19 protein-coding genes are annotated in these 21377 nt (G+C 61.9%); 7 read left to right on the plus strand and 12 right to left on the minus strand.

Annotation, left to right across the window (positions count from 1 at the left end; all coding sequences use genetic code 11):
- The first annotated feature begins 57 nt into the window (after nt 1–57).
- The 7 genes from cobG to CS390_RS02970 all read left to right on the plus strand — a co-directional run bounded on the left by cobG (nt 58) and on the right by CS390_RS02970 (nt 6667).
- On the plus strand, nt 58–1386 hold the full coding sequence (gene cobG / locus CS390_RS02940; RefSeq protein ID WP_099773428.1) for a precorrin-3B synthase: 1329 nt from the start codon (nt 58–60) through the stop codon (nt 1384–1386).
- Nucleotides 1379–2005 carry a precorrin-8X methylmutase gene (locus CS390_RS02945; protein ID WP_065757933.1) on the plus strand — a complete coding sequence of 209 codons (627 nt, stop codon included), beginning with the start codon at nt 1379–1381 and terminating at the stop codon, nt 2003–2005. Before cobG ends, CS390_RS02945 begins: the two co-directional genes overlap by 8 nt.
- Nucleotides 2005–2736: a precorrin-2 C(20)-methyltransferase gene (locus tag CS390_RS02950; RefSeq protein WP_065757934.1), complete on the plus strand. Its 732-nt coding sequence runs from the start codon at nt 2005–2007 to the stop codon at nt 2734–2736. Before CS390_RS02945 ends, CS390_RS02950 begins: the two co-directional genes overlap by 1 nt.
- Nucleotides 2736–4442, plus strand: coding sequence for a precorrin-3B C(17)-methyltransferase (gene cobJ, locus CS390_RS02955; protein WP_099773429.1), 1707 nt, complete (start codon nt 2736–2738; stop codon nt 4440–4442). Before CS390_RS02950 ends, cobJ begins: the two co-directional genes overlap by 1 nt.
- Before the next feature lie 112 nt (nt 4443–4554).
- Nucleotides 4555–5256 carry a hypothetical protein gene (locus CS390_RS02960; RefSeq protein ID WP_099773430.1) on the plus strand — a complete coding sequence of 234 codons (702 nt, stop codon included), beginning with the start codon at nt 4555–4557 and terminating at the stop codon, nt 5254–5256.
- Nucleotides 5257–5315: 59 nt separating this feature from the next.
- Nucleotides 5316–5966: a hypothetical protein gene (locus CS390_RS02965; RefSeq protein WP_099773431.1), complete on the plus strand. Its 651-nt coding sequence runs from the start codon at nt 5316–5318 to the stop codon at nt 5964–5966.
- A 23-nt stretch (nt 5967–5989) separates the two neighbouring features.
- Nucleotides 5990–6667, plus strand: coding sequence for a hypothetical protein (locus tag CS390_RS02970; RefSeq protein WP_099773432.1), 678 nt, complete (start codon nt 5990–5992; stop codon nt 6665–6667).
- On the opposite strand, the gene CS390_RS02975 is transcribed toward CS390_RS02970, so the two are convergent.
- The 12 genes from CS390_RS02975 to CS390_RS03035 form a co-directional block, all read right to left on the minus strand.
- On the minus strand, nt 6649–7248 hold the full coding sequence (locus CS390_RS02975) for a MarC family protein (protein ID WP_099773433.1): 600 nt from the start codon (nt 7246–7248) through the stop codon (nt 6649–6651). The genes CS390_RS02970 and CS390_RS02975 overlap by 19 nt on opposite strands.
- 24 nt (nt 7249–7272) lie before the next feature.
- On the minus strand, nt 7273–10056 hold the full coding sequence (locus CS390_RS02980; RefSeq protein WP_099773434.1) for a hybrid sensor histidine kinase/response regulator: 2784 nt from the start codon (nt 10054–10056) through the stop codon (nt 7273–7275).
- Nucleotides 10057–10180: 124 nt separating this feature from the next.
- Nucleotides 10181–11476: a phosphoribosylamine--glycine ligase gene (gene purD / locus CS390_RS02985; RefSeq protein WP_065757940.1), complete on the minus strand. Its 1296-nt coding sequence runs from the start codon at nt 11474–11476 to the stop codon at nt 10181–10183.
- 121 nt (nt 11477–11597) lie between these two features.
- On the minus strand, nt 11598–13199 hold the full coding sequence (gene purH, locus CS390_RS02990; RefSeq protein ID WP_065757941.1) for a bifunctional phosphoribosylaminoimidazolecarboxamide formyltransferase/IMP cyclohydrolase: 1602 nt from the start codon (nt 13197–13199) through the stop codon (nt 11598–11600).
- 82 nt (nt 13200–13281) lie between these two features.
- Nucleotides 13282–13602: a DNA-binding transcriptional regulator Fis gene (gene fis, locus CS390_RS02995; protein ID WP_003186237.1), complete on the minus strand. Its 321-nt coding sequence runs from the start codon at nt 13600–13602 to the stop codon at nt 13282–13284.
- Nucleotides 13599–14612 carry a tRNA dihydrouridine synthase DusB gene (gene dusB, locus CS390_RS03000; RefSeq protein WP_065757942.1) on the minus strand — a complete coding sequence of 338 codons (1014 nt, stop codon included), beginning with the start codon at nt 14610–14612 and terminating at the stop codon, nt 13599–13601. The genes fis and dusB overlap by 4 nt, the downstream gene beginning before the upstream one ends.
- Nucleotides 14613–14786: 174 nt before the next feature.
- Nucleotides 14787–16046, minus strand: a complete 1260-nt coding sequence (locus CS390_RS03010) for a DUF3426 domain-containing protein (protein WP_099773436.1) — start codon at nt 16044–16046, stop codon at nt 14787–14789.
- A 40-nt stretch (nt 16047–16086) separates the two neighbouring features.
- Nucleotides 16087–16965 carry a 50S ribosomal protein L11 methyltransferase gene (gene prmA, locus CS390_RS03015; RefSeq protein ID WP_099773437.1) on the minus strand — a complete coding sequence of 293 codons (879 nt, stop codon included), beginning with the start codon at nt 16963–16965 and terminating at the stop codon, nt 16087–16089.
- 151 nt (nt 16966–17116) lie between these two features.
- The gene (locus CS390_RS03020) at nt 17117–18181 is read right to left on the minus strand and encodes a 2,3-butanediol dehydrogenase (RefSeq protein WP_245704297.1); all 1065 of its coding nucleotides are present in this window, start codon (nt 18179–18181) and stop codon (nt 17117–17119) included.
- Nucleotides 18182–18212: 31 nt separating this feature from the next.
- Nucleotides 18213–19334, minus strand: a complete 1122-nt coding sequence (locus CS390_RS03025; protein ID WP_099773438.1) for an acetoin dehydrogenase dihydrolipoyllysine-residue acetyltransferase subunit — start codon at nt 19332–19334, stop codon at nt 18213–18215.
- On the minus strand, nt 19331–20350 hold the full coding sequence (locus tag CS390_RS03030; protein WP_065757947.1) for an alpha-ketoacid dehydrogenase subunit beta: 1020 nt from the start codon (nt 20348–20350) through the stop codon (nt 19331–19333). Before CS390_RS03030 ends, CS390_RS03025 begins: the two co-directional genes overlap by 4 nt.
- A 35-nt stretch (nt 20351–20385) precedes the next feature.
- On the minus strand, nt 20386–21363 hold the full coding sequence (locus tag CS390_RS03035; protein WP_065757977.1) for a thiamine pyrophosphate-dependent dehydrogenase E1 component subunit alpha: 978 nt from the start codon (nt 21361–21363) through the stop codon (nt 20386–20388).
- Nucleotides 21364–21377 lie beyond the last annotated feature (14 nt).

Genomic DNA, 21377 nt, shown 5'->3' on the forward strand with positions numbered 1-21377 from the left:
GGCATAATACCGCGCCTTCCAACGACCAGCGCCTTTTGACGATTATCGGGTGATCTTTTGAACGAGCTACAGCCGTCCCCTGCGTTACGCCCCTCGGCCTGTCCGGGGTTGTGGCGCATCGTCCAGGCGCTGGATGGCGGTATTTCCCGGATCAAGCTCAATGGCGGCGAAATCAGTGCCGGCCAGGCTGATGCGGTGGCCGAGGCGGCCGAGCGTTTTGCCATCGGAGTGATCGAGCTGACCAACCGCAGCAACCTGCAGATTCGCGGCATCGGCACCGAGCGCGACGCGTTGATTGCCTGTTTGCTCGCGGCGGGCCTGGGGCCGACCCAGATGGCCGGTGATGATGTGCGCAACCTGATGCTCAGCCCAACGGCGGGCCTGGACCGCGCCATGCTGTTCGATACCCGGCCATTGGCCCGGCAGATTCTCGATTCGTTGCAAAGCAGCCCACGTTTTCAGCAACTCTCACCCAAGTTCGCCGTGCAGCTGGATGGCGGTGAAGCGATGGCCATGCTCCGTCACCCTCATGACCTGTGGCTATCGGCACTGAGCCTGGAAGGTCAGCCCTGGCTGGCATTCGGGCTGGCAGGGTGCCCGAGTGAGGACGGCGCATTGGGCGCGGTGCCGTTGGCACAAGGGCATGCGCTGGTGCTGGCGGTACTGAACACCTTTCTTGATCTGGCTTCGCCTGAGCAGGCGCGTATGCGCCAGTTGTTGGCGACAATGGACGTGGAGGCGTTCGTTGCCCGTTTGCCCCTGACGCTACGGCGCGATGTTGCCGTTCGCCAGTGGCGCAGGGGCGTGGGTGACCTTGCCCAGCCGCTGGGAGTCTACCCACAGCTTCAGCCTGATCATGCGGCCGTCTGTGCAGTGGCCCCATTGGGGCGGTTGAGTGTCGAGCAATTGCGTGGTGTTGCGCGGCTTGCGCGCGAGTGGGGTGACGGTAGCTTGCGCATGACGCCGTGGCAGGGTGTGCTGTTGCCGAACGTCGCCGTGGAGCAGGCCTCGGCGGCCTTGGCCGGTTTGAGCGCATTGGGGTTGCTGTGTGACGTGCGTGAACCCTTGGCCCGACTGGTCGCGTGCACCGGTTCGACGGGCTGCGCCAAGGCGCTGTCCGACACCAAGGGCGATGCCCAGCGGCTGGCCCCGCTGCTGTCCCGATCGGGAGCGCTTGGTGCTGTTCACCTCAGCGGCTGCCAGCGCTCCTGTGCCATGGCCCATGCCGCGCCAGCCACGCTGCTGGCCGTGGGCCCCGGTCATTACGACCTGTATTTTCACGACCCGGCGCAGCCGGGCCTGGGCGTCCTCAGCGGGCGCAATCTGACAATAGAAGAAGCGGGCGTTTATCTGGACACCCGCTTATGGAGCAACATCGATGATTGATTACATCCGCGACGGCCAGGAGATTTATCGCAACTCCTTCGCCATCATTCGCCAGGAAGCCCGTCTTGAGCGGATTCCGGCTGACCTGGAAAAGCTCGCGGTGCGGGTGATTCACGCGTGCGGCATGGTCGAGGTGGTTGATGCCCTGCGTTTCTCCCCGGGTGCGGGCAAGGCCGGGCGCGATGCGCTGGCGGCGGGTGCGCCGATTCTCTGTGATGCGCGGATGGTTGCCGAAGGCATTACCCGTGCGCGCCTGCCGGCTAACAACGAGGTGATCTGCACCCTCAAGGACGACAGCGTGCCGGACCTGGCCCGCGAGCTGGGCAACACCCGCTCGGCGGTGGCGCTGGAGCTGTGGCGCCCTTTCCTGGAAGGCAGTGTGGTGGTGATTGGCAATGCCCCCACCGCCTTGTTCTACCTGTTGGAAATGATTGATGCCGGGGCGCCCAAGCCCGCGCTGATCCTGGGGTTCCCGGTGGGCTTTGTCGGTGCTGCCGAGTCCAAGGCCATGCTCGCCGCTGATAGCCGTGGCGTGCCGTTTGTGATCGTCGAAGGCCGCCGTGGCGGCAGCGCCATGGCCGCAGCGGCGGTCAACGCCCTGGCCACGGAGGTGGAGTGATGCAGGCTCGTGGACGATTGCTTGGCCTGGGCGTCGGCCCGGGTGATCCGGAGCTGATCACCGTCAAGGCCTTGCGCCTGCTGCGCGAGGCGCCGGTGGTGGCGTACTTTGTTGCCAAGGGTAAGCGTGGCAACGCATTCGGCATTATCGAAGCGCATTTGCAGGATGCCCAGACCCTGTTGCCACTGGTCTATCCGGTGACCACCGAAGCACTGCCAGCGCCATTGTCCTATGAGCAGGTCATCAGCGATTTCTACGATCAGGCCAGCCTTGACGTGGCGGCGCACCTGGATGCCGGTCGCGATGTGGCGGTGATCTGCGAAGGCGATCCGTTCTTCTACGGCTCATACATGTACCTGCACGACCGCCTTGCCGAGCGTTACGACGCACAGGTGGTGCCGGGTGTCTGCTCGATGCTGGGCGGTGCTTCTGTGTTGGGCGCGCCGCTGGTGTATCGCAACCAGAGCCTGTCGGTTCTCTCGGGCGTGTTGCCACACGAAGAACTCAAGCGCCGCCTGGCCGATGCCGATGCGGCAGTGATCATGAAGCTGGGGCGCAACTTCCCCAAGGTCCGTCAGGTGCTGAGCGAACTGGGGCTGGCCGAGCGTGCGTTGTATGTCGAGCGGGCGACCATGGCCAATCAGAAGATCGTCGCGCTGGATGAGGTCGACCCGCAATCGTCACCTTATTTCTCGCTGATTATCGTGCCGGGTGAGAGGTGGCAAGGGTGATGGCGCGCAAGGCTCCGGCCATCGTGATTCTCGGCAAGGGCAGCCTGGCCACTGCCCGGAAAATCCAGCAGGTGTATCCCGACGCCCTTATCCATGGCCTCGCGGGCCGGGTCGAGGGTGCCGACCTGAGTTATCAGGCGTTCGGCCAGACCCTGCGCCAGCTGTATCAGCAGGACACGCCGATTATCGCCCTGTGCGCCGCTGGTATTGTCATCCGTACCTTGGCCGACCTGTTGCTGGAGAAGGGCGCTGAGCCTCCGGTGCTGGCCGTGGCCGAAGATGGTAGCGCCGTGGTGCCGTTGCTGGGGGGGCTGGGTGGCGTCAACGTAATGGCCCGTGAAATTGCCGCCGGCCTGGGCGTCGCGGCGGCGATCACCACCAGTGGAGAATTGCGCTTTGGCACCTGCCTGCTCAACCCGCCCAGTGGTTATGCCTTGGCTGATCTTGAGCTGGGTAAGCGCTTTGTCTCCGACCTGCTGGCTGGTGAGCCGGTGCGTATTGAAGGGGCTGCGCCTTGGTTGGCTCAAGCCCAACTGCCGCACGATGAACAGGCGCAGCGTTCGATCCATGTCGGCTGTGAAGCCCGTGAGCCTTCGCCCCATGAGCTGTTGATCCATCCGCGCTGCGTATTGGTGGCAATCAGCGCAACAGTGCCTGAACCGGCTCAGGCCGTGCGCGCTGCCTTGCAGGCGGCGAAGATTGCCGAGCCCGCGCTGGCCTGCCTGTTGGCGGCAGACAGCGAGATGAGCAGCCCGGCGCTGCGTGATGCCGCGGCTGAGTTGGGCGTTGCCTTGCGTTTCGCCCCGGCTGCTGACAGTGTTGTGGCACTGGCGGCACAGGCCCTGCCTCAACTGCTGCTGCCTCAGGCGATGGGTGACGGCATTGCGATTGCCGTGGCCAGTCAGCCTATCGACGTTCAGTCGATAGGCCGTGCCCGTGGTCGACTGGCGGTGATTGGCCTGGGGCCAGGTGCTGCGCAGTTCATGGTGCCGGCGGTCAAGGCCGAGTTGGCCCGCGCCAACGATGTGCTGGGGTACGAGACCTACGTGCGTATGGCCGGCCCGTTCCGTGACGATCAGGTGCTGCATTGCACCGATAACCGCGAAGAGATGCAGCGCGCGCGTCACGCGTTCGAGTTGGCGGTCCAGGGCCGTTCGGTGGTGGTGGTATCGTCGGGTGACCCCGGCGTGTTCGCCATGGCCTCAGCGGTACTGGAAGCCCTTCATGAGTCAGACGACCCGGCCTGGCATGCGGTTGACCTGGAGATCCTGCCGGGGGTTTCAGCCTCGCTGGCCACCGCCGCTCAAGCGGGTGCGCCATTGGGCCATGACTTCTGTGTGCTGTCGCTGTCGGACAACCTCAAGCCGTGGTCGATTATCGAGAAGCGCCTCGACCTCGCGGCTCAGGCAGACCTGGCGCTGGCTTTCTATAACCCGATTTCGCGTTCGCGGCCTTGGCAACTGGGGCGTGCCCTGGAAATCGTACGTCAGCACCGTACGGCGCAGACGCCTGTAGTCCTTGGCCGTGATATCGGTAGGCCGGGGCAAACATTGCGCGTCATCACCCTCGGGGAGCTGACCCCTGAGCAGGTGGACATGCGCACCATGGTGTTGGTCGGCTCGTCCACCACCTGCGTGTTCCCTCGTCCTGAGGGCGGCCAATGGGTGTACACGCCACGCTGGTATGGCGACAAGCCAGCTAGCTGAGCGGGATCAGCCGGGAAGTGTTTCTGTCCTGAATGACCTGGATCGTTGTCTTAGTGTGGGCGCAGAGTCATCACTGGCTCTGTTACCACTAACGATCAAGGACGAATCAATCATGAACAACCCAATCTTGGACACCTCCAGCGATGTTGCAGAAGTAGCAAGTGGAGAAGTACTTTCGTTTGTCAAAGGCATGTCGCTGAGCAACCGCGAAGCAGCCAAGTACTGCCATCTGTTTGCAAGCCAGGCAGCCACCGCCGCTCATCACCCGAATGAGGAAGGGCAGAAGTGGTTTGAGGTTTACATTCAAACCATGCAGGCCTGCGGCTGGGTTTCGATCAAGTACACCTACAGCAAGGAGAAGTCCAGCAACCGCGAGTTCACCATGGATGGTCTTATGGTTCACGCTCTGGCGGGTGCTGTGAGCCTTCTGGGCTCCGGCGGTACCAGTGCTTCTGTTTTGCCGGTTGTTGCAGGCAATGCCCTGAAGGCACTGGACAAGGCTGACGAGGCTATCAGTGTGATTTCCCGTAATGCGGTGAGCAAGCAAGGTACCAGCCTGAGTGTGGCGTCTTGCATGGAGCAGCCTAACGGTGAGGTGATCATGACCGTTGGTGCCGTGCAGGTAAACCAAACGCCAGACAAGAAAACCGGCTTGCTGTTTTTCAGCTGGAGCGGCAGTAATGCCGAGACGTATACCGGTTCTGCTGCTTTCACTTTCCACCGCTCGCTGTATGAGCGTAACAAAGACGTGGTCGAGGGTGAGGTAGCTGACAACGCCCGGAAAACCCTGTTGAGCCTCAAGCTCAAGCGTTGATATCCGCCAAAGGAGGGGGGGACGTATTGCCCCCCTCCTTGTTAGCAGGGAGCGCTGACATGCAAATAGAGTACGAAGAGTTTCTCTGTGGTAGTACGTTGTTGCTGCTGTCCCGCGCGTTGTCGAAGCAAGAACGCAGTGATGTGCTGGATACGCAGCTTTTTGCCCGGTTAAAGGCCGACAGCGAGTGCTCGATGTTTCTCGACTATGAAGGCTGGCTAGCGGTACATCGAGAGGCGCAATCAGCGTTAGGCTGGCTTGTATCAGCGCAGCGCTATCGCATCGAGAGGGATGTCTACTGCGGTGTATCCAAGCCTGTCGAGGACTTTACGGAGGCGCTGGTAGCGCTCGTTTCGACCTTATCAAGGTGCCGCGTCAGGGACGTGCTACAGCGCTTTATCGAGTTACCGACTCAACACCACGTCAAGCAGTCGCTAATCCGTTCAGGCAGTCAATCAACGAAGGGTTGCAGCCAGTTGGCGCTGGGCATTGTGGTTGTCGAACCTGGGCCTGTTCTGCTTGGAGGCAACTTGCTCCTGGAGAGTTCTCAAACCTTTCAAGACCTGTGTTTGGGGCTCTTGAAGGGCAGCATCCACACGTCGCTTTACACGGCTGAGCTTCACGAGAGCACCTTTGCAACGATCCGGGAAGACTTGGCCATGATGATGCGTTCGGAACGCGATAGCTCAATGACGTCGATAGACGTCTAACGGTACTTCACAAGGATGGGAGTATGAACATGCTGGACAAGCGAGAGGATAACGCCGTCGTGGTGGACGGAAGCGTAGCAACGTTTCTGCCAGGCGTTATGGGCGATGATCGGGAGGACGTCCTGCTGGCTAACTTGTATGCGCAGCGGGTGACTCGGGATCTTTTCAACAAAGGTCAGATCGAGGACTGGTTTGCCTATTACAAGAACACGCTCAAGTATCTCGGGTGGGACGCTACGCCCCCTGCAGATACCCCGCTGCCTGGCCCGGACCGTGAGCGAGTGGTGGACGCGGCGCTGGCCATGATCGGTCAGGATGGGCGCGAGCACTATGCACAGGCTTGCGATCTTGCAGTGAAGCGGCTTGCCAATGATGACAAGGCGCTTACCTTGTTCGAAAGCAGTGCCCGTTCCCGTGATGAGGTGCGCTTTCAACTGTTGCCCTGTATGCAGAGCAAAGCTGGGCAGGTCGACTTGGTGCTCTTTCATCAGGAAATCCGGGTGCCGCAAAAGCAGCAGGGGTTTCTCTTTCTGCAGCGTTCCAGCTTGGTCGAGGTTTTTCAACCGCGTGTCGAGTTGGTGCGGTTCAATACCCGCCTGTTCCGGCAGGAGCGACGCGCTGTTGTCGCTCGCAAAATGGCGGAAGCATCTCGGCAGTACATCATGCTTGTGCGCGGTCAGTCTCAGCCGGGTAACAGGTAGCCCTTTATCCCGGTAAAGATGATTTGCGCCGCCAGGGCGCAGACGAACAGCCCCATCAACCGGCTGACGATCTGCAGGCCCTGGTCGCCGAGCAGGCGTTCGATGCGGTTGGATAGGTAGAGCACCAGGCCGACCGTGAGGCTGGCTGCAGCGATACTGACGATTGCCAGCAGTTTGTCGTCCCAGTGCGGTTGACCAACCCCCATCACCAGCAGCGCACCGATGGTACCTGGGCCGACCGTCAGCGGTATGGTCAGTGGCACGATGGTGACGTCCTGCTGCACGCTGTCGGTCTGCACCGCAGACTTGCCCTGTGCCATGCCCAGTGCGGAAATGAACAGCACGCTGCCCGCACCAATGCGAAAGGCATCGGCGGTGATACCGAAGATGCCGAAGATTACCCGTCCGAACAGGTACAGCAGAACGCTGGAGACGAGCACGCCAATGGCGACTTTCCAGGCCAGGTGCTTGCGCTCCTTGCTGGAGTAGCCACGGGTCAGGCTGATGAAACAGGACAGAACAAAGAACGGGCTGTAGAGCACGAGCATTTTCAGGTAAACGCTGAACAACTCATGAAGCATGGCGTGGGCTCGCGGCAGATGGACTCAACGAAGTGTATCAGTGCCTGTCGCCTGGCTGGCCTCTTGTTCTCGGCGGGCCACCCATTGTTCGATCAGTTCACGCAGTTGTGACAGCTCAACGGGCTTGGCCATATGCCCGTCCATGCCCGACAGGCGTGCACGCTCCTTGTGCTCGGCAAGGATATGCGCGGTCAGGGCGACCACCGGCGTGCGTTTGCGTTGGGTGTTGGCTTCCCAGGCGCGCAACTGCTGGGTGGCGGAAAAACCGTCCAGCACGGGCATTTCGCAATCCATCAGGACCAGGTCGTAGCGCTGAGCTTTCATTGCCGCCAAAGCCTCTTCACCGTTGCTGGCCGTGTCGGGCTCCAGGTTGAGCTTGCCCAGCATGCCCCGAATGACCTTGGTCGAAATGCTGTTGTCTTCGGCAACCAGGATGCGAAAGTCGCTGGGCATCTTCAGTGGCTGATGGCTGAACGATGTGGCGTGTGGCAGGTGTGGCCCCTTGGCCCGCTGGCTGAGTTCCTCTGCCAGGGTCGTCTTGAGGGTATAGCCGGCCACAGGCTTGGCCAGGATCCGCTTGACCCCGGCGTTGCGCGCGATGATCTTGCTTGGCGCATTGCTGATGCCGGTGAGCATGATCAACAGGATGTCATGGTTCAGGCTTGGATCTTCCTTGATTTTGGCGGCAAGTTGCATCCCGGTCATGCCTGGCATGTTTTGGTCGAGCAGTACTGCATCGAAGTAGTCCCGCAGGTGGGCCTTGGTGCGCAGCAGGGCCAGCGCTTCCTTGCCTGATGGCACGGCACTGACGTTCATGCCCCAGGCACTGCACTGCTGTACCAGTACTTTTCGGCAGGTGTCGTTGTCATCCACCACCAGCACACGGGCGTCACGCAACGGGCCGTCCAGGTCGGCGGCGGGTTGCTCCAGGCGCTGCGGATCCAGCGGCAGGGTTATCCAGAGGGTGTTGCCCTGATTGGGGTTGGTCTTGATGCCGAACTCGCCGTGCATCAAGGTGATCAACTGCTTGGCGATGACCAGGCCCAGATGCCCGCCCAGCTTGCTTTCGGACAGGTAGTGCCGGCTGTTCAGCTCCGCTTGCAGCAAGGCATCGCGATCACTGTCGGCCATCGGCTGGCCGCTGTCCTGCACGGCGATGCGCAAGCGAGGGGTGTCAGTCCGTTGGTCCAGGGCGATCACCAGTAGAATTTCGCCCTGATCGACCGTCTTCAGTGCATTCTCCAGCAGGCCCAGCAGGGCCTGGCGCAGGCGTGTCGGGTCGCCACTGATAACCCGGGGAACTTGCGGCTGGGTGAAGCTGATCAACTCCACATTCTGCTGTTCGGCCTTGGCCCTGAAGATCCCCAGGCAATCTTCGATCAGGGCATTGAGGTCGAACTGCACGTCGTCGAGTTCGATCTGCCCGGACTCCAGCTTGGAGATGTCGAGGATTTCGTTGATCAGGGTAAGCAGTTCGTTGCCGGCGCTATGAATGGTTTGTACGTAGTCACGCTGCTTGACCGACAGCGGAGTGCCCAGCAGCAGTTCAGTCATGCCCAGCACACCGTTCATGGGCGTGCGGATTTCATGGCTGATCCTGGCGAGAAACTCGGCCTTGGCGTTGACCTCTGCATTGCTCGCGGCCAATGCGCGGCTGGCACTGAAGCGCGCTTCTCTGATGGTACGCAAGCGCTCACTGACGGCCATGTTCAGCAGCAAGCCACTGAGCGCGGTCAGCCCGAGCAGGATGAACAGTAACCATTGGGTCGGCGTACGTGTGAGCACCAGCAAGGCCGGGAGCACGACCAGGCAGCCGATGTTGAACACCAGCATGGCCAAGGTGAGCAGCCTGGCTGGCGCATACCCCTTGTAGCATTGATAGCTGGCCACCAACAGCATGCTCAGGCTGCCTAACGCCATCAGGGCGTAGGTCATCAGGTTCAGCGGCAGGGTATCGACAAACAGCAGCACCAGGCCGCAGAGGCTGATCAGGAGCAGGTCTGCCTGCAGCAGGCGAGTCAGGCGAGGCTGATCGAAGCCATTGAAAAAACGAGCGGTAAAGACCAGGCCGCACAGCGTTGCCAACAGCGCTGTCAGGTACGCCGCAGGGGTTTGGGCAGAATGCCAGAGGTTGATCCAGGGGCTGCCGAGGTTCAGCAGAATCAGTGCGCTGAACAGCATCAGGCCCTGATACGCGGCCAGTGCCAGGCTAGTGGTTGAGTGTGAATAGGCGAAACGGGCGAGGTTGTGCAGTATCAGCATGCCAATGCAACCGAACAGCAGGCCGAACATTACGGCTTCACGCTGGTCGGCGGCGGCTTCGGCAGCAGGTTGCAGGGTTATGTCGGGGCGCAACTGGTGTTCGGAAACCAGCCGTAGATAGACATCCAGTGGCTTTGCACTGTTGGGCAGTCGTAACAAGTGGTCACTGCTACGCAGCACGGGTTCGCTGGTGTCACCGACGCGGCCGTTGAGAGACTGCTTTAGCAGCACGTTGCCATCCAGCACATACAGATCAAGGCTGGACAAGTCCGGAGCGAAGACACGCAACAGTTGTTCGTTCTCGCCCGGGGGTAGCCGATAGTGCAACCACAGTGCGTGATTGGGGGCGGCAGCGTTGAGTCGGCTGATCTGGATAGGGCTGAACTGGTTTCGGTAGCGTTCGGAGCGTACATCGCTCAGTTGCAGGTTGGCTTGCTCGTCAAGCAAAACGGCCCAGCCACCGCTATGTTCGGCAGACGCCGGAAACAGGCAGAACAGGGTCAGCAGGCTGACGGTGAGGCCAATGGCAATCCTGAGCCAACGCACGACGAAATCCCTTCCTTAGCTGAATGCCGGGGTACCACTATGCGCGGCGGGCCGAGACGAAGGCAAGGCCCGCGCGGGGCCTTGTCGTCTGGTCGGGTACGCCAGGCGTACCCGTGGTCTCGTTTTACTGCTGATGTTCACCGCGCTCACGGGCAATGGCACGGTAGCCAATGTCGTTGCGGTAGAAGCTGCCTTCCCAGCTGATTTCACGGGCCAGGCGGTACGCTTGCTGCTGTGCGGCTTCAACGGTTTCGCCCAGTGCTGTGGCACAGAGTACACGACCGCCGGTGGCGACGATTGCGCCATCCTTGAGTGCGGTACCCGCGTGGAACACCTTGCCGGTCAGTTGGGCAGCAGCGTCCAGGCCGTGGATCGGTGCACCTTTGGTGTAGTCGCCCGGGTAGCCGCCAGCTGCCAAGACCACGCCCAGGCTTGGCTGCGGGTTCCACTGTGCTTCGACCTTGTCCAGCGCCTTGGCGAATGCGGCCTCGATCAGCAGCACCAGGCTCGACTCCAGGCGCAGCATGACGGGCTGGGTCTCCGGGTCGCCGAAACGGCAGTTGAACTCGATGACCTTCGGGTTGCCCGCTTTGTCGATCATCAGACCGGCATAGAGGAAGCCCGTGTAGACATTGCCTTCCTCGGCCATGCCGCGAACGGTCGGCCAGATCACCTGATCCATGACCCGCTGATGCACCTCGGCGGTTACGACCGGTGCTGGCGAGTAGGCACCCATGCCGCCGGTGTTCGGGCCGGTATCGCCGTCGCCGACGCGCTTGTGGTCCTGGCTGGTGGCCATCGGCAGCACATTATTGCCGTCGACCATGACGATGAAGCTGGCTTCTTCGCCATCGAGGAATTCCTCGATCACTACGCGCGAACCGGCTTCACCGAAGGCGTTGCCGGCGAGCATGTCGCGTACGGCGTCTTCGGCTTCTGCCAGGGTCATGGCAACGATCACGCCTTTGCCCGCGGCCAGGCCGTCGGCCTTGATCACGATCGGTGCGCCTTTTTCGCGCAGGTAGGCCAGTGCCGGTTCGATTTCAGTGAAGTTCTGGTAATCGGCGGTCGGAATCTTGTGGCGTGCCAGGAAGTCCTTGGTGAACGCCTTGGAGCCTTCCAGTTGGGCGGCACCCTTGGTTGGGCCGAAGCAGTCCAGACCACGGCTGCGGAACAGATCGACGACGCCAGCGACCAGCGGGCCTTCCGGGCCGACGATGGTCAGGGTGACGTTCTTCTCGGCGAAGTCAGCCAACTGCTCCAGCGCGGTGACGTCGATGGCGACGTTCTCGCACTTGGCTTCGGTAGCGGTACCGGCGTTGCCTGGGGCGACGAAGACTTTCTCGACGCGTGGGTCCTGGGCAACTTTCCAGGCCAGGGCGTGTTCACGACCGCCGCTGCCAATAATCAAAACCTTCATGTCAAAACCTCGATGACGCTAATTCTGGAAACTGCGGGAGCCAGCGTTGTGGCGATGGGCGCGTTGCAGTCCTGGGGACTGCACGCGGCCTGTATCGCTGACAACGCCGGCGCCTGAGCGCTTAGTGGCGGAAGTGGCGCATGCCGGTGAAGACCATTGCAATGCCGGCTTCGTCAGCGGCAGCAATGACTTCTGCATCGCGCATCGAGCCGCCTGGCTGGATCACGGCAGTGATACCCACTTTAGCTGCATTATCGATGCCGTCACGGAACGGGAAGAACGCGTCCGAGGCCATGACCGCGCCCTGCACCTGCAGGCCGGCGTGCTCAGCTTTGATCGCAGCAATGCGCGCGGAGTTGACGCGGCTCATCTGGCCTGCGCCAACACCGATGGTCTGACGGTTCTTGGCGTAGACGATCGCGTTGGACTTGACGAACTTGGCGACTTTCCAGGCGAAGATCAGGTCGTTGATTTCCTGTTCGGTCGGCGCGCGCTTGGTCACGACTTTCAGGTCGTTGGCCGAGATCATGCCATTGTCGCGGCTCTGCACCAGCAGGCCGCCGTTGACGCGCTTGTAGTCCCAGGCGGCAGCACGCTCGGCAGGCCATTCGCCGCAGGTCAGCAGGCGCACGTTGGCTTTGGCTGCAACCACAGCGCGGGCTTCGTCGCTGACGCTTGGGGCGATGATCACTTCGACGAACTGACGCTCGACGATGGCTTTGGCGGTTTCGCCGTCCAGTTCGCGGTTGAAGGCGATGATGCCGCCGAAGGCCGACTCGGTGTCGGTGGCGTAGGCCAGCTCGTAGGCCTGGCGAATGCCGCCCTCAGGGCTGACAGCCACGCCGCATGGGTTGGCGTGCTTGACGATGACGCAGGCCGGCTTGACGAAGCTCTTCACGCACTCCAGCGCGGCGTCGGTGTCGGCCACGTTGTTGTACGACAGCTCTTTGCCTTGCAGCTGTACGGCCGTCGAGATGCTGGCTTCGGCTGGCTTGGCTTCAACGTAGAACGCCGCGCTCTGGTGCGGATTCTCGCCGTAGCGCATTTCCTGGGCTTTGACGAACTGGCTGTTGAAGGTGCGCGGGAATTCGCTGCGGCCTTCGGTGGTCAGGGTTTGCGCCGACTGGTTGATGGTGCCCATGTAGTTGGCAATCATGCCGTCGTAGGCTGCGGTGTGCTCGAAGGCCTTGAGCATCAGGTCGAAACGCTGAGCGTAGGTCAGGCCGCCGGCCTTGAGGTTTTCCAGGACGCTGGCGTAATCGCTGGCGTTAACCACGATGGCGACGTCTTTGTGGTTCTTGGCCGCCGAACGCACCATGGTCGGGCCGCCGATGTCGATGTTCTCGATAGCGGTCGGCAGGTCGCAGCCTGGCTTGGTGATGGTGGCTTCGAAGGGGTAGAGGTTGACCGCGACCAGATCGATCGGCTTGATCCCGTGCTGTTCCATGATCGCATCGTCGGTACCGCGACGACCGAGGATACCGCCGTGGATTTTCGGGTGCAGGGTCTTGACCCGGCCGTCCATCATTTCAGCGAAGCCGGTGTAGTCGGCGACTTCGACTGCAGCAACGCCGTTGTCCCGGAGCAGCTTGAAGGTGCCGCCGGTGGACAGGATCTCGACACCGAGTTGTTCCAGTTCGCGGGCGAATTCAAGGATCCCGGTCTTGTCGGAAACGCTGATCAAGGCGCGGCGGATCGGCAGGCGGGTGGTCTGGTCGGTCATTTCAGATTCCATAACGCGGTGGTTTCAGCAAAAAAGGCGACCTCATCGAATGGGAGCCGCCTTTTCTGGTTTGGATTCATGCTTAGAGCAGGTCGTACTGCTTGAGTTTCTTGCGCAGCGTGCCACGGTTGAGCCCGAGCAGTTCACTGGCTTTGGTCTGGTTGCCCTTGACGTAGTTCATCACGCTTTCGAGCAACGGCGCTTCGACTTCCGAGAGCACTAGGTTGTACACGTCCGTGACGGCAGCACCCTCGAGGTGCGCGAAGTAGTTGTGCAGCGCCTTCTCCACGCTCCCGCGAAGGGTCTGGCCCTCTTCGCTCGGGGTGTTGAGGTGCTGTTTCAGGTTGACGTTGTCGCTCACGGGCGTTGTTCCACTCACTAAAGTCTCGGTCATCATCGTCATGCGGCCACCCCTTGTCCGTCCTCTGTCTCAAGGCTTTGTTCACGTTCACGGAAAAAGGCGTGAACGTGGGCGCACTGCGCTTGCGTATCGTCCAAACGATTGAACTGGGCGCGAAACTCCTTGGCGCCCGGCAGCGTTGCCAGATACCAGCCGACATGCTTGCGGGCAATGCGTACGCCCATCACATCGCCATAGAAGGCGTGCAGCGCGGCCAGGTGCTCCAGCAGAATTCGTTCCACTTCATCCAACTGCGGTGCCGGCAAGGTTTCACCGGTGCGCAGGTAATGCTCGATCTCGCGAAAGATCCATGGCCGCCCTTGGGCTGCCCGGCCGATCAACAGGCCGTCGGCTCCAGTGGCGTTCAGCACCACACGGGCCTTCTCTGGCGAGGTGATATCGCCGTTGGCAAAAACCGGTATCGACACCGCCTGCTTGATCGCCGCGATGGTGTCGTATTCGGCTTCGCCGGTATACAGGTCGGCGCGGGTGCGTCCATGGACCGCCAGCGCCTGGATGCCGGCCTGCTCGGCGATTTTCGCCACGGTCAGGCCGTTCTTGTTTGCACGGTCCCAGCCCGTGCGGATCTTCAGGGTGACAGGTACGTCCACCGCGGCAACTACCGCATGGAGGATTTCACTGACCAAGGCTTCATCTTTCAATAAAGCAGAGCCTGCGGCTTTGTTGCAGACTTTTTTTGCCGGGCAACCCATATTGATATCAATGATCTGGGCGCCAAATTCCACGTTGGCCCGGGCCGCCGCCGCCAGCATCTGCGCATCACCACCGGCGATCTGTACCGAGCGTGGCTCGGGATCACCTTCGTGGATCATGCGCAGACGCGACTTGCGGCTGTTCCACAGGCTCATGTCGCTGCTGACCATTTCCGAGACAACAAGCCCCGCGCCCATGCGTCGGCAAAGCTGACGAAAAGGCTGGTCCGTCACCCCGGCCATCGGCGCGAGGATCAAGGCATTCTGCAGTGTGTAGGGGCCGATGCGTACCGCCGACATAGGAGTTCCCTGTTGTGGGGCCGGATCATTGGAGTTCGAAAAAGGGATCGCATGATACCCGCTCTCGATGACTGGATAAAGGTCGATTTGGATAAAATCTGAACAGCTATGAGCTTATTCCGACCGGTTACGAGGGCTCGGCAGGCGCCACGAATATGGCGCCGGAGCCCGGAATTACTCGGGCGAGCGGAAACTCAGGCTGTAATTGACGGCCTTTGGCCCCGGATCGAGGATGTCCAGTGCGATGTGAATAGGCGTCTGGCTGGGCATTTCCCCCTTGCCCGCCAATTCGCCACTGAGGTATTCGGCCGGCTTGAAGCGGCGACTGGCAATCAACTGGCCATTGAGGTCGGCGAAGCGCAGTTCCAGCAGGGGAAACGGCTGGGAGAAGGGAGCACGGTTGTAGATGATCGCGTCGACGATCAGTGCGCCAGTGAAATCCGGGTGGCTGCGGACCACCAGGTTGCTGCTCTTTATTCGAGCGATATCGACTTTTGACGGCACGTTGCAGCCCAATTGCGGGCACAGTTGCTGGAACCACGGGCGGTACTGATCCTGGCGAGCCAGTTCATCGAAGTGGTACGCAATGTACTGGGCGGCGAGGCCTGAGGCGGCCAGCAGGATCAACAGGCTCCAGAGCAGGCGACGGCCCCACGAGCTGCGTGGCTTTTGCCAATCGAGCTGCAAAGGGTCGTCTACCAGGTCAAGCAATGGCTCCTTGCGCGCGGGTCGACCGGACACTGCCCCCAACGCGGGTTCCTGACGTTCCTGTTCGACCGCTGGTGCTTCATCATCAGCATGCAGGGTGTCGTGTGCCGACAGACGGTCACCCGGCAGGTCGGGCTCATCGTCGTCGGCGCCATGCGCGCGGCGTGGCTCGTCATCGAAGTCGTTTGAGTCGAGCGACAGGGAGGGTTCTGTGCGTTCCCCCTGAGCCGGTTCGTGGTCTACCGGCTCATTGTCTATCACGGGGGGATGAGACGCTTCCTCCGCGGCTACGGGTGGCTCGTCTGCCGGGTTGCCGAACAGGTCGTCGGCCAGTGGCGGTTCATCACCGTCGCGGCTGGCGCTGAGGCCGGTATCACGTCGTGCTGGCCCCTTGAGCTCGGTGATGGGCTGGATTTCGCGCTGTTCCAGGCGCGCCAGCTCTTCATCGAGGTCAAGGTGGTCGAGGTCCAGTTCGGCCGCGCGCCATTCCCGTTGGCTGATCGCCGGGGCTGGCGGATTTGCCGCCGGCGCGCTGAGCGGCGCAGGTGGCTGCTCGGTTTCGGCGGCCTTGTTCGCAGCCTGCTGCTCAAGCAGTTGGCGGGCAGCGTTGAACACTTGCAGACAGTTGCCGCAGCGCACCACACCGCGCGCCACACTCAGTTGAGTGTGGCTGACGCGGAAACTGGTCTGGCAATGGGGGCACTGGGTGACGAAACTGTCGGTCATGCGGCGATCCGAATTGTGCAAGCGTCCATTCTAGGTGCTCTTAGCGACGGCGACCACTGATACGCACCCAGCCATCGCGTTCGACGATTGGGTCCAGCTCGAAGTCATTGGCATAGGCGGCTGCGACTTCTGCGCCTTGCTCGGCGAGAATGCCGGACAGTGCCAGCAAACCACCAGGGCGAACCAGGCTGGAGAGTTGCGGCGCCAGCGAAACCAGTGGGCCGGCGAGGATATTGGCGACCAGTACCTCGGCCTGCATGGCGGGCATCTGCTCTGGTAGGTAGAGCGGGAAGCGTTCATCGGCGATGCCGTTGCGCCCGGCGTTGTCGCGGGAGGCCTCGAGGGCCTGCACGTCGATATCGGTACCGACGGCCTGGCGCGCACCGAGCAACAGTGCGGCGATGGCGAGGATGCCCGAGCCGCAGCCGAAGTCGAGGACTTCACGGCCTTGCAGGTCCTGGCCGTCCAGCCATTCCAGGCACAGCGCGGTGGTCGGGTGGGTACCGGTGCCGAAGGCCAGGCCCGGGTCGAGCAGCAGGTTGACCGCTTCGGGCTCTGGTGCGGCATGCCAGCTTGGCACGATCCACAGGCGCTTGCCGAAGCGCATTGGCTGGAAGTTGTCCATCCAGCTACGTTCCCAGTCCTGATCCTCGATCACCTCGGCGTGGTGCTCCGGCAGCTCGGCGCCGGTCAGCAGGCGCAGGTGGGCAAACACCGCGTCGGGCTCGGCATCGGCTTCGAACAGGGCCAGCAGGTGGGTGTGCGACCACAGTGGGGTGGTGTTGAGGTCCGGTTCGAAAATTGGCTGGTCTTCGGCATCCATGAAGGTGACGGAGACGGCGCCGACTTCGAGCAGGGCGTCTTCATAGGTTTCGGCTTGTTCCGGGCTGATAGCCAGACGTACTTGCAGCCAGGGCATGGCGTTTACCTTTGGGAAATCTACAGGGGCAGCCAACGGCTGCGTCAAGCGCGCCAGTTTACATTAGTGCGAAGGGTTTGGCGTAGAGGGGATGCATCACCGGCAAGGCCGGTGCCTGCAGACGCGCAGGCACCGACGTTGCTGGCGTGATTCAGCGTTTTGATGGCGAGACGATGATCTTCACGTTTTCCTCTTTATTGTTCACCAGCTCGTCAAAGCCGCGCCCGACGATCTGTTCCAGGTCGATGCGCCCTGTCACCAGCGGGGTAATGTCCAGCCGCCCGTCGGCGATGAACGCGATGACGTCAGCAAACTCACCGTTGTACGCCAGGGCGCCGAGGACCTGTTTCTCGGTCGAGACCAGCTCAAAGAAATTGAACTCGCTCGGTTCTTCGAAGATCCCCACCAGTACGCACTTGCCTGCCTTGCGGAGGGTGTCGATGGCCAGTTTGGCGGTGTGCTTGTTGCCGATGCACTCGAAGCTGACATCGGCACCCAAGCCGTTGGTCAGGGCACGGATCTCGGCCAGGGCATCGCATTCCTTCGGATCGAGCACCACGCTGGCGCCCACCTCCAGGGCCTTGGCCTTGCGTGCGGAGGACATTTCCAGGGCAATCACCTTGGCTGCGCCTGCCGCTTTGGCACACATGATGGTGCACAGGCCGATGGTGCCGGCGCCAACCACGACGACAGTCTGGCCAAGCAGGTTGCCGGCTTTCTTGACCGCATGCATGCCCACCGCCAGGGGCTCGATCAGTGCGCCGGCCTCCCGAGGGAAACCGGCCGGTAGTTTGTACAGCAGGTTGGCCGGTACGTTGACGCGCTCGGCGAATGCACCGTTGTTCATCAGCCCGGTAAAGGCCAGGCGCTCGCAGATGTTGTACAGGCCGTGGGTGCAGTAGTAGCAGGTGCCACAGTGCTGGCAGGCATCGGCGGCGACTGGGTCGCCGACGGCATAGCCTTCGACGCCGTCGCCGAGCTTGAGGATTTCGCCACAGAACTCGTGGCCCAGGATGCATTGGCCCTGGATGCCGGTCAGTGGGTGCGGGGCTTCGACCGGAATGAATACCGGGCCGGCCACGTATTCGTGCAGGTCGGAACCGCAGATGCCGCACCAGTCCACTTTGATCTGAACCCAGCCCGGCGGTGGGTCGGCGGGCAGTGGTACGTCTTCGACGCGGATATCGTGGCGGCCATGCCAGACGGCGGCACGCATGCTAGCGGTGTTGGAAAGGTCGTTCATGACGTTATCTCCCTGATTGCTCGACGGCCTGAAGGAATGCCAGCAGGCACTGGTTGACCTCTTCGGCGGCTTCCATCTGCAGCATATGCCCCTGGCCGGGGAGAATCTTGACCTGTGCCGGTAGACCGTCCACATGGGTGGCCGGGATGATTGCGTCTTCGGCGCCCCAGAGCAGCAGGCTCGGCTGCTGCTCGACCACCGCACGCAGGTCATGCCGTTGTTGGCCGTTCTCGCAGATCATTTGGGCCAGTTGTCGCAGCGCGCTGTCTACGCCTTCAAGGCGCTTGAACTTGAGCATGTCTTCGAGCATTTGCCGGGTGACCAGCCCGGGGTCGGAGAACAACTGCACCAGTTGCGGTTTGAGTGCGTTGCGGTTGCTGGCCTCGACAAAGCCTTGCAGGTAATCGGCATTGATTTCCCGGCCCAGGCCTGCGCTGGCCAGCAGGCTCAACGAGTGCACCCGGGATGGCGCCAGGCGTGCCAGGTTCAGTGCTACCGCGCCGCCCATGGAGTGCCCGGCCAGATGCACCCGTTCGATGTCCAGATGGTCGAGCAGGGCCAGTACGGTTTGGCTCAACTCATCCAGATCGCCCCGTTGCAAGGTCTTGCCGGACTCGCCATGACCGGGCAGGTCGAGGGCAATGACGCGGCGTTCGGCGGCCAGGCTCGGGTGATTGAACAGCCAGTTGTTCAGGTCGCCGCCAAAGCCATGCACCAGCACCAGGGGCGTGCCACCCTGGCCGAGTTCGAAATAGCGCAGGGTGCGCCCGTCCAGATCGATTTTCTGCGGTGCCGGGCCGCTGTCCTGTTCGCTATCGCCGCCGGGGACGAACGCCTCCTGGAAGCGCTGCACAACCTGATCGATGTCTGCGTCGCTGGCCTCGCCTTCGACCACCACCGCGAGCAGGGCACCGACCGGCAAGGTTTCGTCGGGCCGGGCGATCTGTCGGCGCAACACCCCGCTGAACGGGGCTTCGACGCTGCTGGAGATCTTGTCGGTCTCGACATCCAGCACTTCGTCGCCCTTGTTGATTTGCGCGCCTTCTTCCACCAGCCAGGCATCGACCCGGCCTTCGGTCATCGACAGGCCCCATTTGGGCATGGTCAGGGTGTGGATCTGGCTCATGCCGCCTTCCTCCCGGCCATGACCTTGTGCACCGCGGCTTCGATCTTCGCGGCTGTCGGGATATAGAGGTCCTCAAGGGCATCGGAGAATGGCACCGGTGTATGTGGTGCGGTGACCATTTCAATCGGTCCTTTCAATGCGGCGAAGGCTTTTTGCGCGACCAGCGCGCTGATGTCGGTGGCCATGGAACAGCGCGGGTTGGCTTCGTCGATCACCACCAGGCGACCGGTTTTTTCCACGCTTTCCAGAATGCTGTCTTCGTCCAGCGGGCTGGTGGTGCGCAGGTCGAGTACTTCGCAATCGATGCCCTGGCGGGCCAGGCTGGCGGCGGCGTCCATGGCCAGATGAACCATGCGCCCGTAGGTCACCAGGGTGATGTCGTCGCCGTCACGCAGGTAGTTGGCCTCACCGAACGGGATGGTGTAGAGCTCTTCCGGCACCTCGCCCTGCATGCTGTAGAGTAGTTTGTGTTCGCAGAAGATCACCGGATCGTTGTCGCGGATCGCCTGGATCAGCAGGCCCTTGGCGTCATAGGGCGACGATGGGCAGACCACTTTAAGGCCGGGGATATGTGTCCACAGCGAGGTGAGCATTTGCGAGTGCTGCGCGGCTGCGCGCAGGCCCGCACCCACCATGGTCCGCATGACCAGCGGGGTGACTGCCTTGCCACCGAACATGTAGCGGAACTTGGCCGCCTGGTTGAGGATCTGGTCGAGGCAGCAGCCGGCAAAGTCGACGAACATCAACTCGCACACCGGGCGCAGGCCTTGGGTGGCGGCCCCGACCGCGGCGCCGACATAGCCGATCTCCGACAGCGGGGCGTCCAGTACGCGCCCGGGAAATTGCGGGTACAGGCCTTTGGTTACGCCCAGTACGCCACCCCAGGCATCCTCGGCGCCGGGTGCGCCGGCACCGCCTGCGACGTCTTCGCCAATGATGAAAACGCTGGTGTCGCGACGCATTTCCTGGGCCAGGGCTTCATTGATGGCCTGCTGGTAAGTGATCTTTCTCGCCATGATGATTCTCCACGTATTCTTGTTGTTGGGGTGGCTCAGGGGTAGGACACGTACACGTCGCTGAGCAGGTCGGCGGCTTCGGGTTTGGGGTCGGACTTGGCGCGGCGTACCGAGTCTTCGATCAGGTCCTCGACCTGGCCGTCGATCTGGTCCAGTTGCTCGGTGCTGAGCAGGCCGGCGCGCACGGTGCGTTCACGGAATTGCATGAGGCAGTCACGGGTTTCTCGCAGGTTTTTCACCTCATCCGGGGCCCGGTAGGTCTGGGCGTCACCTTCGAAGTGGCCGTAGTAGCGGGTCAGCTTGACCTCTACCAGTGAGGGGCCTTGCCCGGCGCGGGCGCGGGCAATGGCGGCACCGGCAGCTTCATGTACGGCAAAGAAGTCGTAGCCATCGATGGTCACCCCCGGCATGCCGAAACCGGCAGCGCGGTCGGCGATGTGATCGCAGGCCACCGACCAGTTCGACGCGGTGGCTTCGGCATAGCCGTTGTTCTCGGCGACGAAGATGCAGGGCAGGTTCATGATCGACGCCAGGTTCATGGCCTCGAACACTGCGCCTTCGTTGGAGCCGCCATCGCCGAAGAACACCACGGCAACGTCATCGGTGCCCTTGAGTTTTGCCGCCAGTGCCGCGCCTGCTACCAGCGGCGCACCCGCACCGACGATACCGTTTGCTCCGAGCATGCCTTTCTCCAGGTCGGCGATGTGCATCGAGCCGCCCTTGCCGCCGCAGACGCCGGTTTTTTTGCCGTAGATCTCGGCCATCATTCCGTACACATCGACGCCCTTGGCAATGCAGTGGCCGTGACCACGGTGGTTGGAGGCAATGCAGTCGCTGTCGCGCAGGTGCGCCATCACCCCAGCGGCGGACGCTTCCTCGCCGGCATACAAGTGGACGAAGCCTGGAATCTCGCCGGTGGCGAACTCCACGTGCAGGCGTTCTTCAAAGGCGCGGATGGTGCGCATTACCTGATAGGCATGCAGCAGTTGTTCGGTGGACAGGTGAGTGGACATCTTGTTGTTCTCCA

Source organism: Pseudomonas sp. HLS-6, assembly GCF_002753995.1.
Classification (GTDB): Bacteria; Pseudomonadota; Gammaproteobacteria; order Pseudomonadales; family Pseudomonadaceae; genus Aquipseudomonas; species Aquipseudomonas defluvii.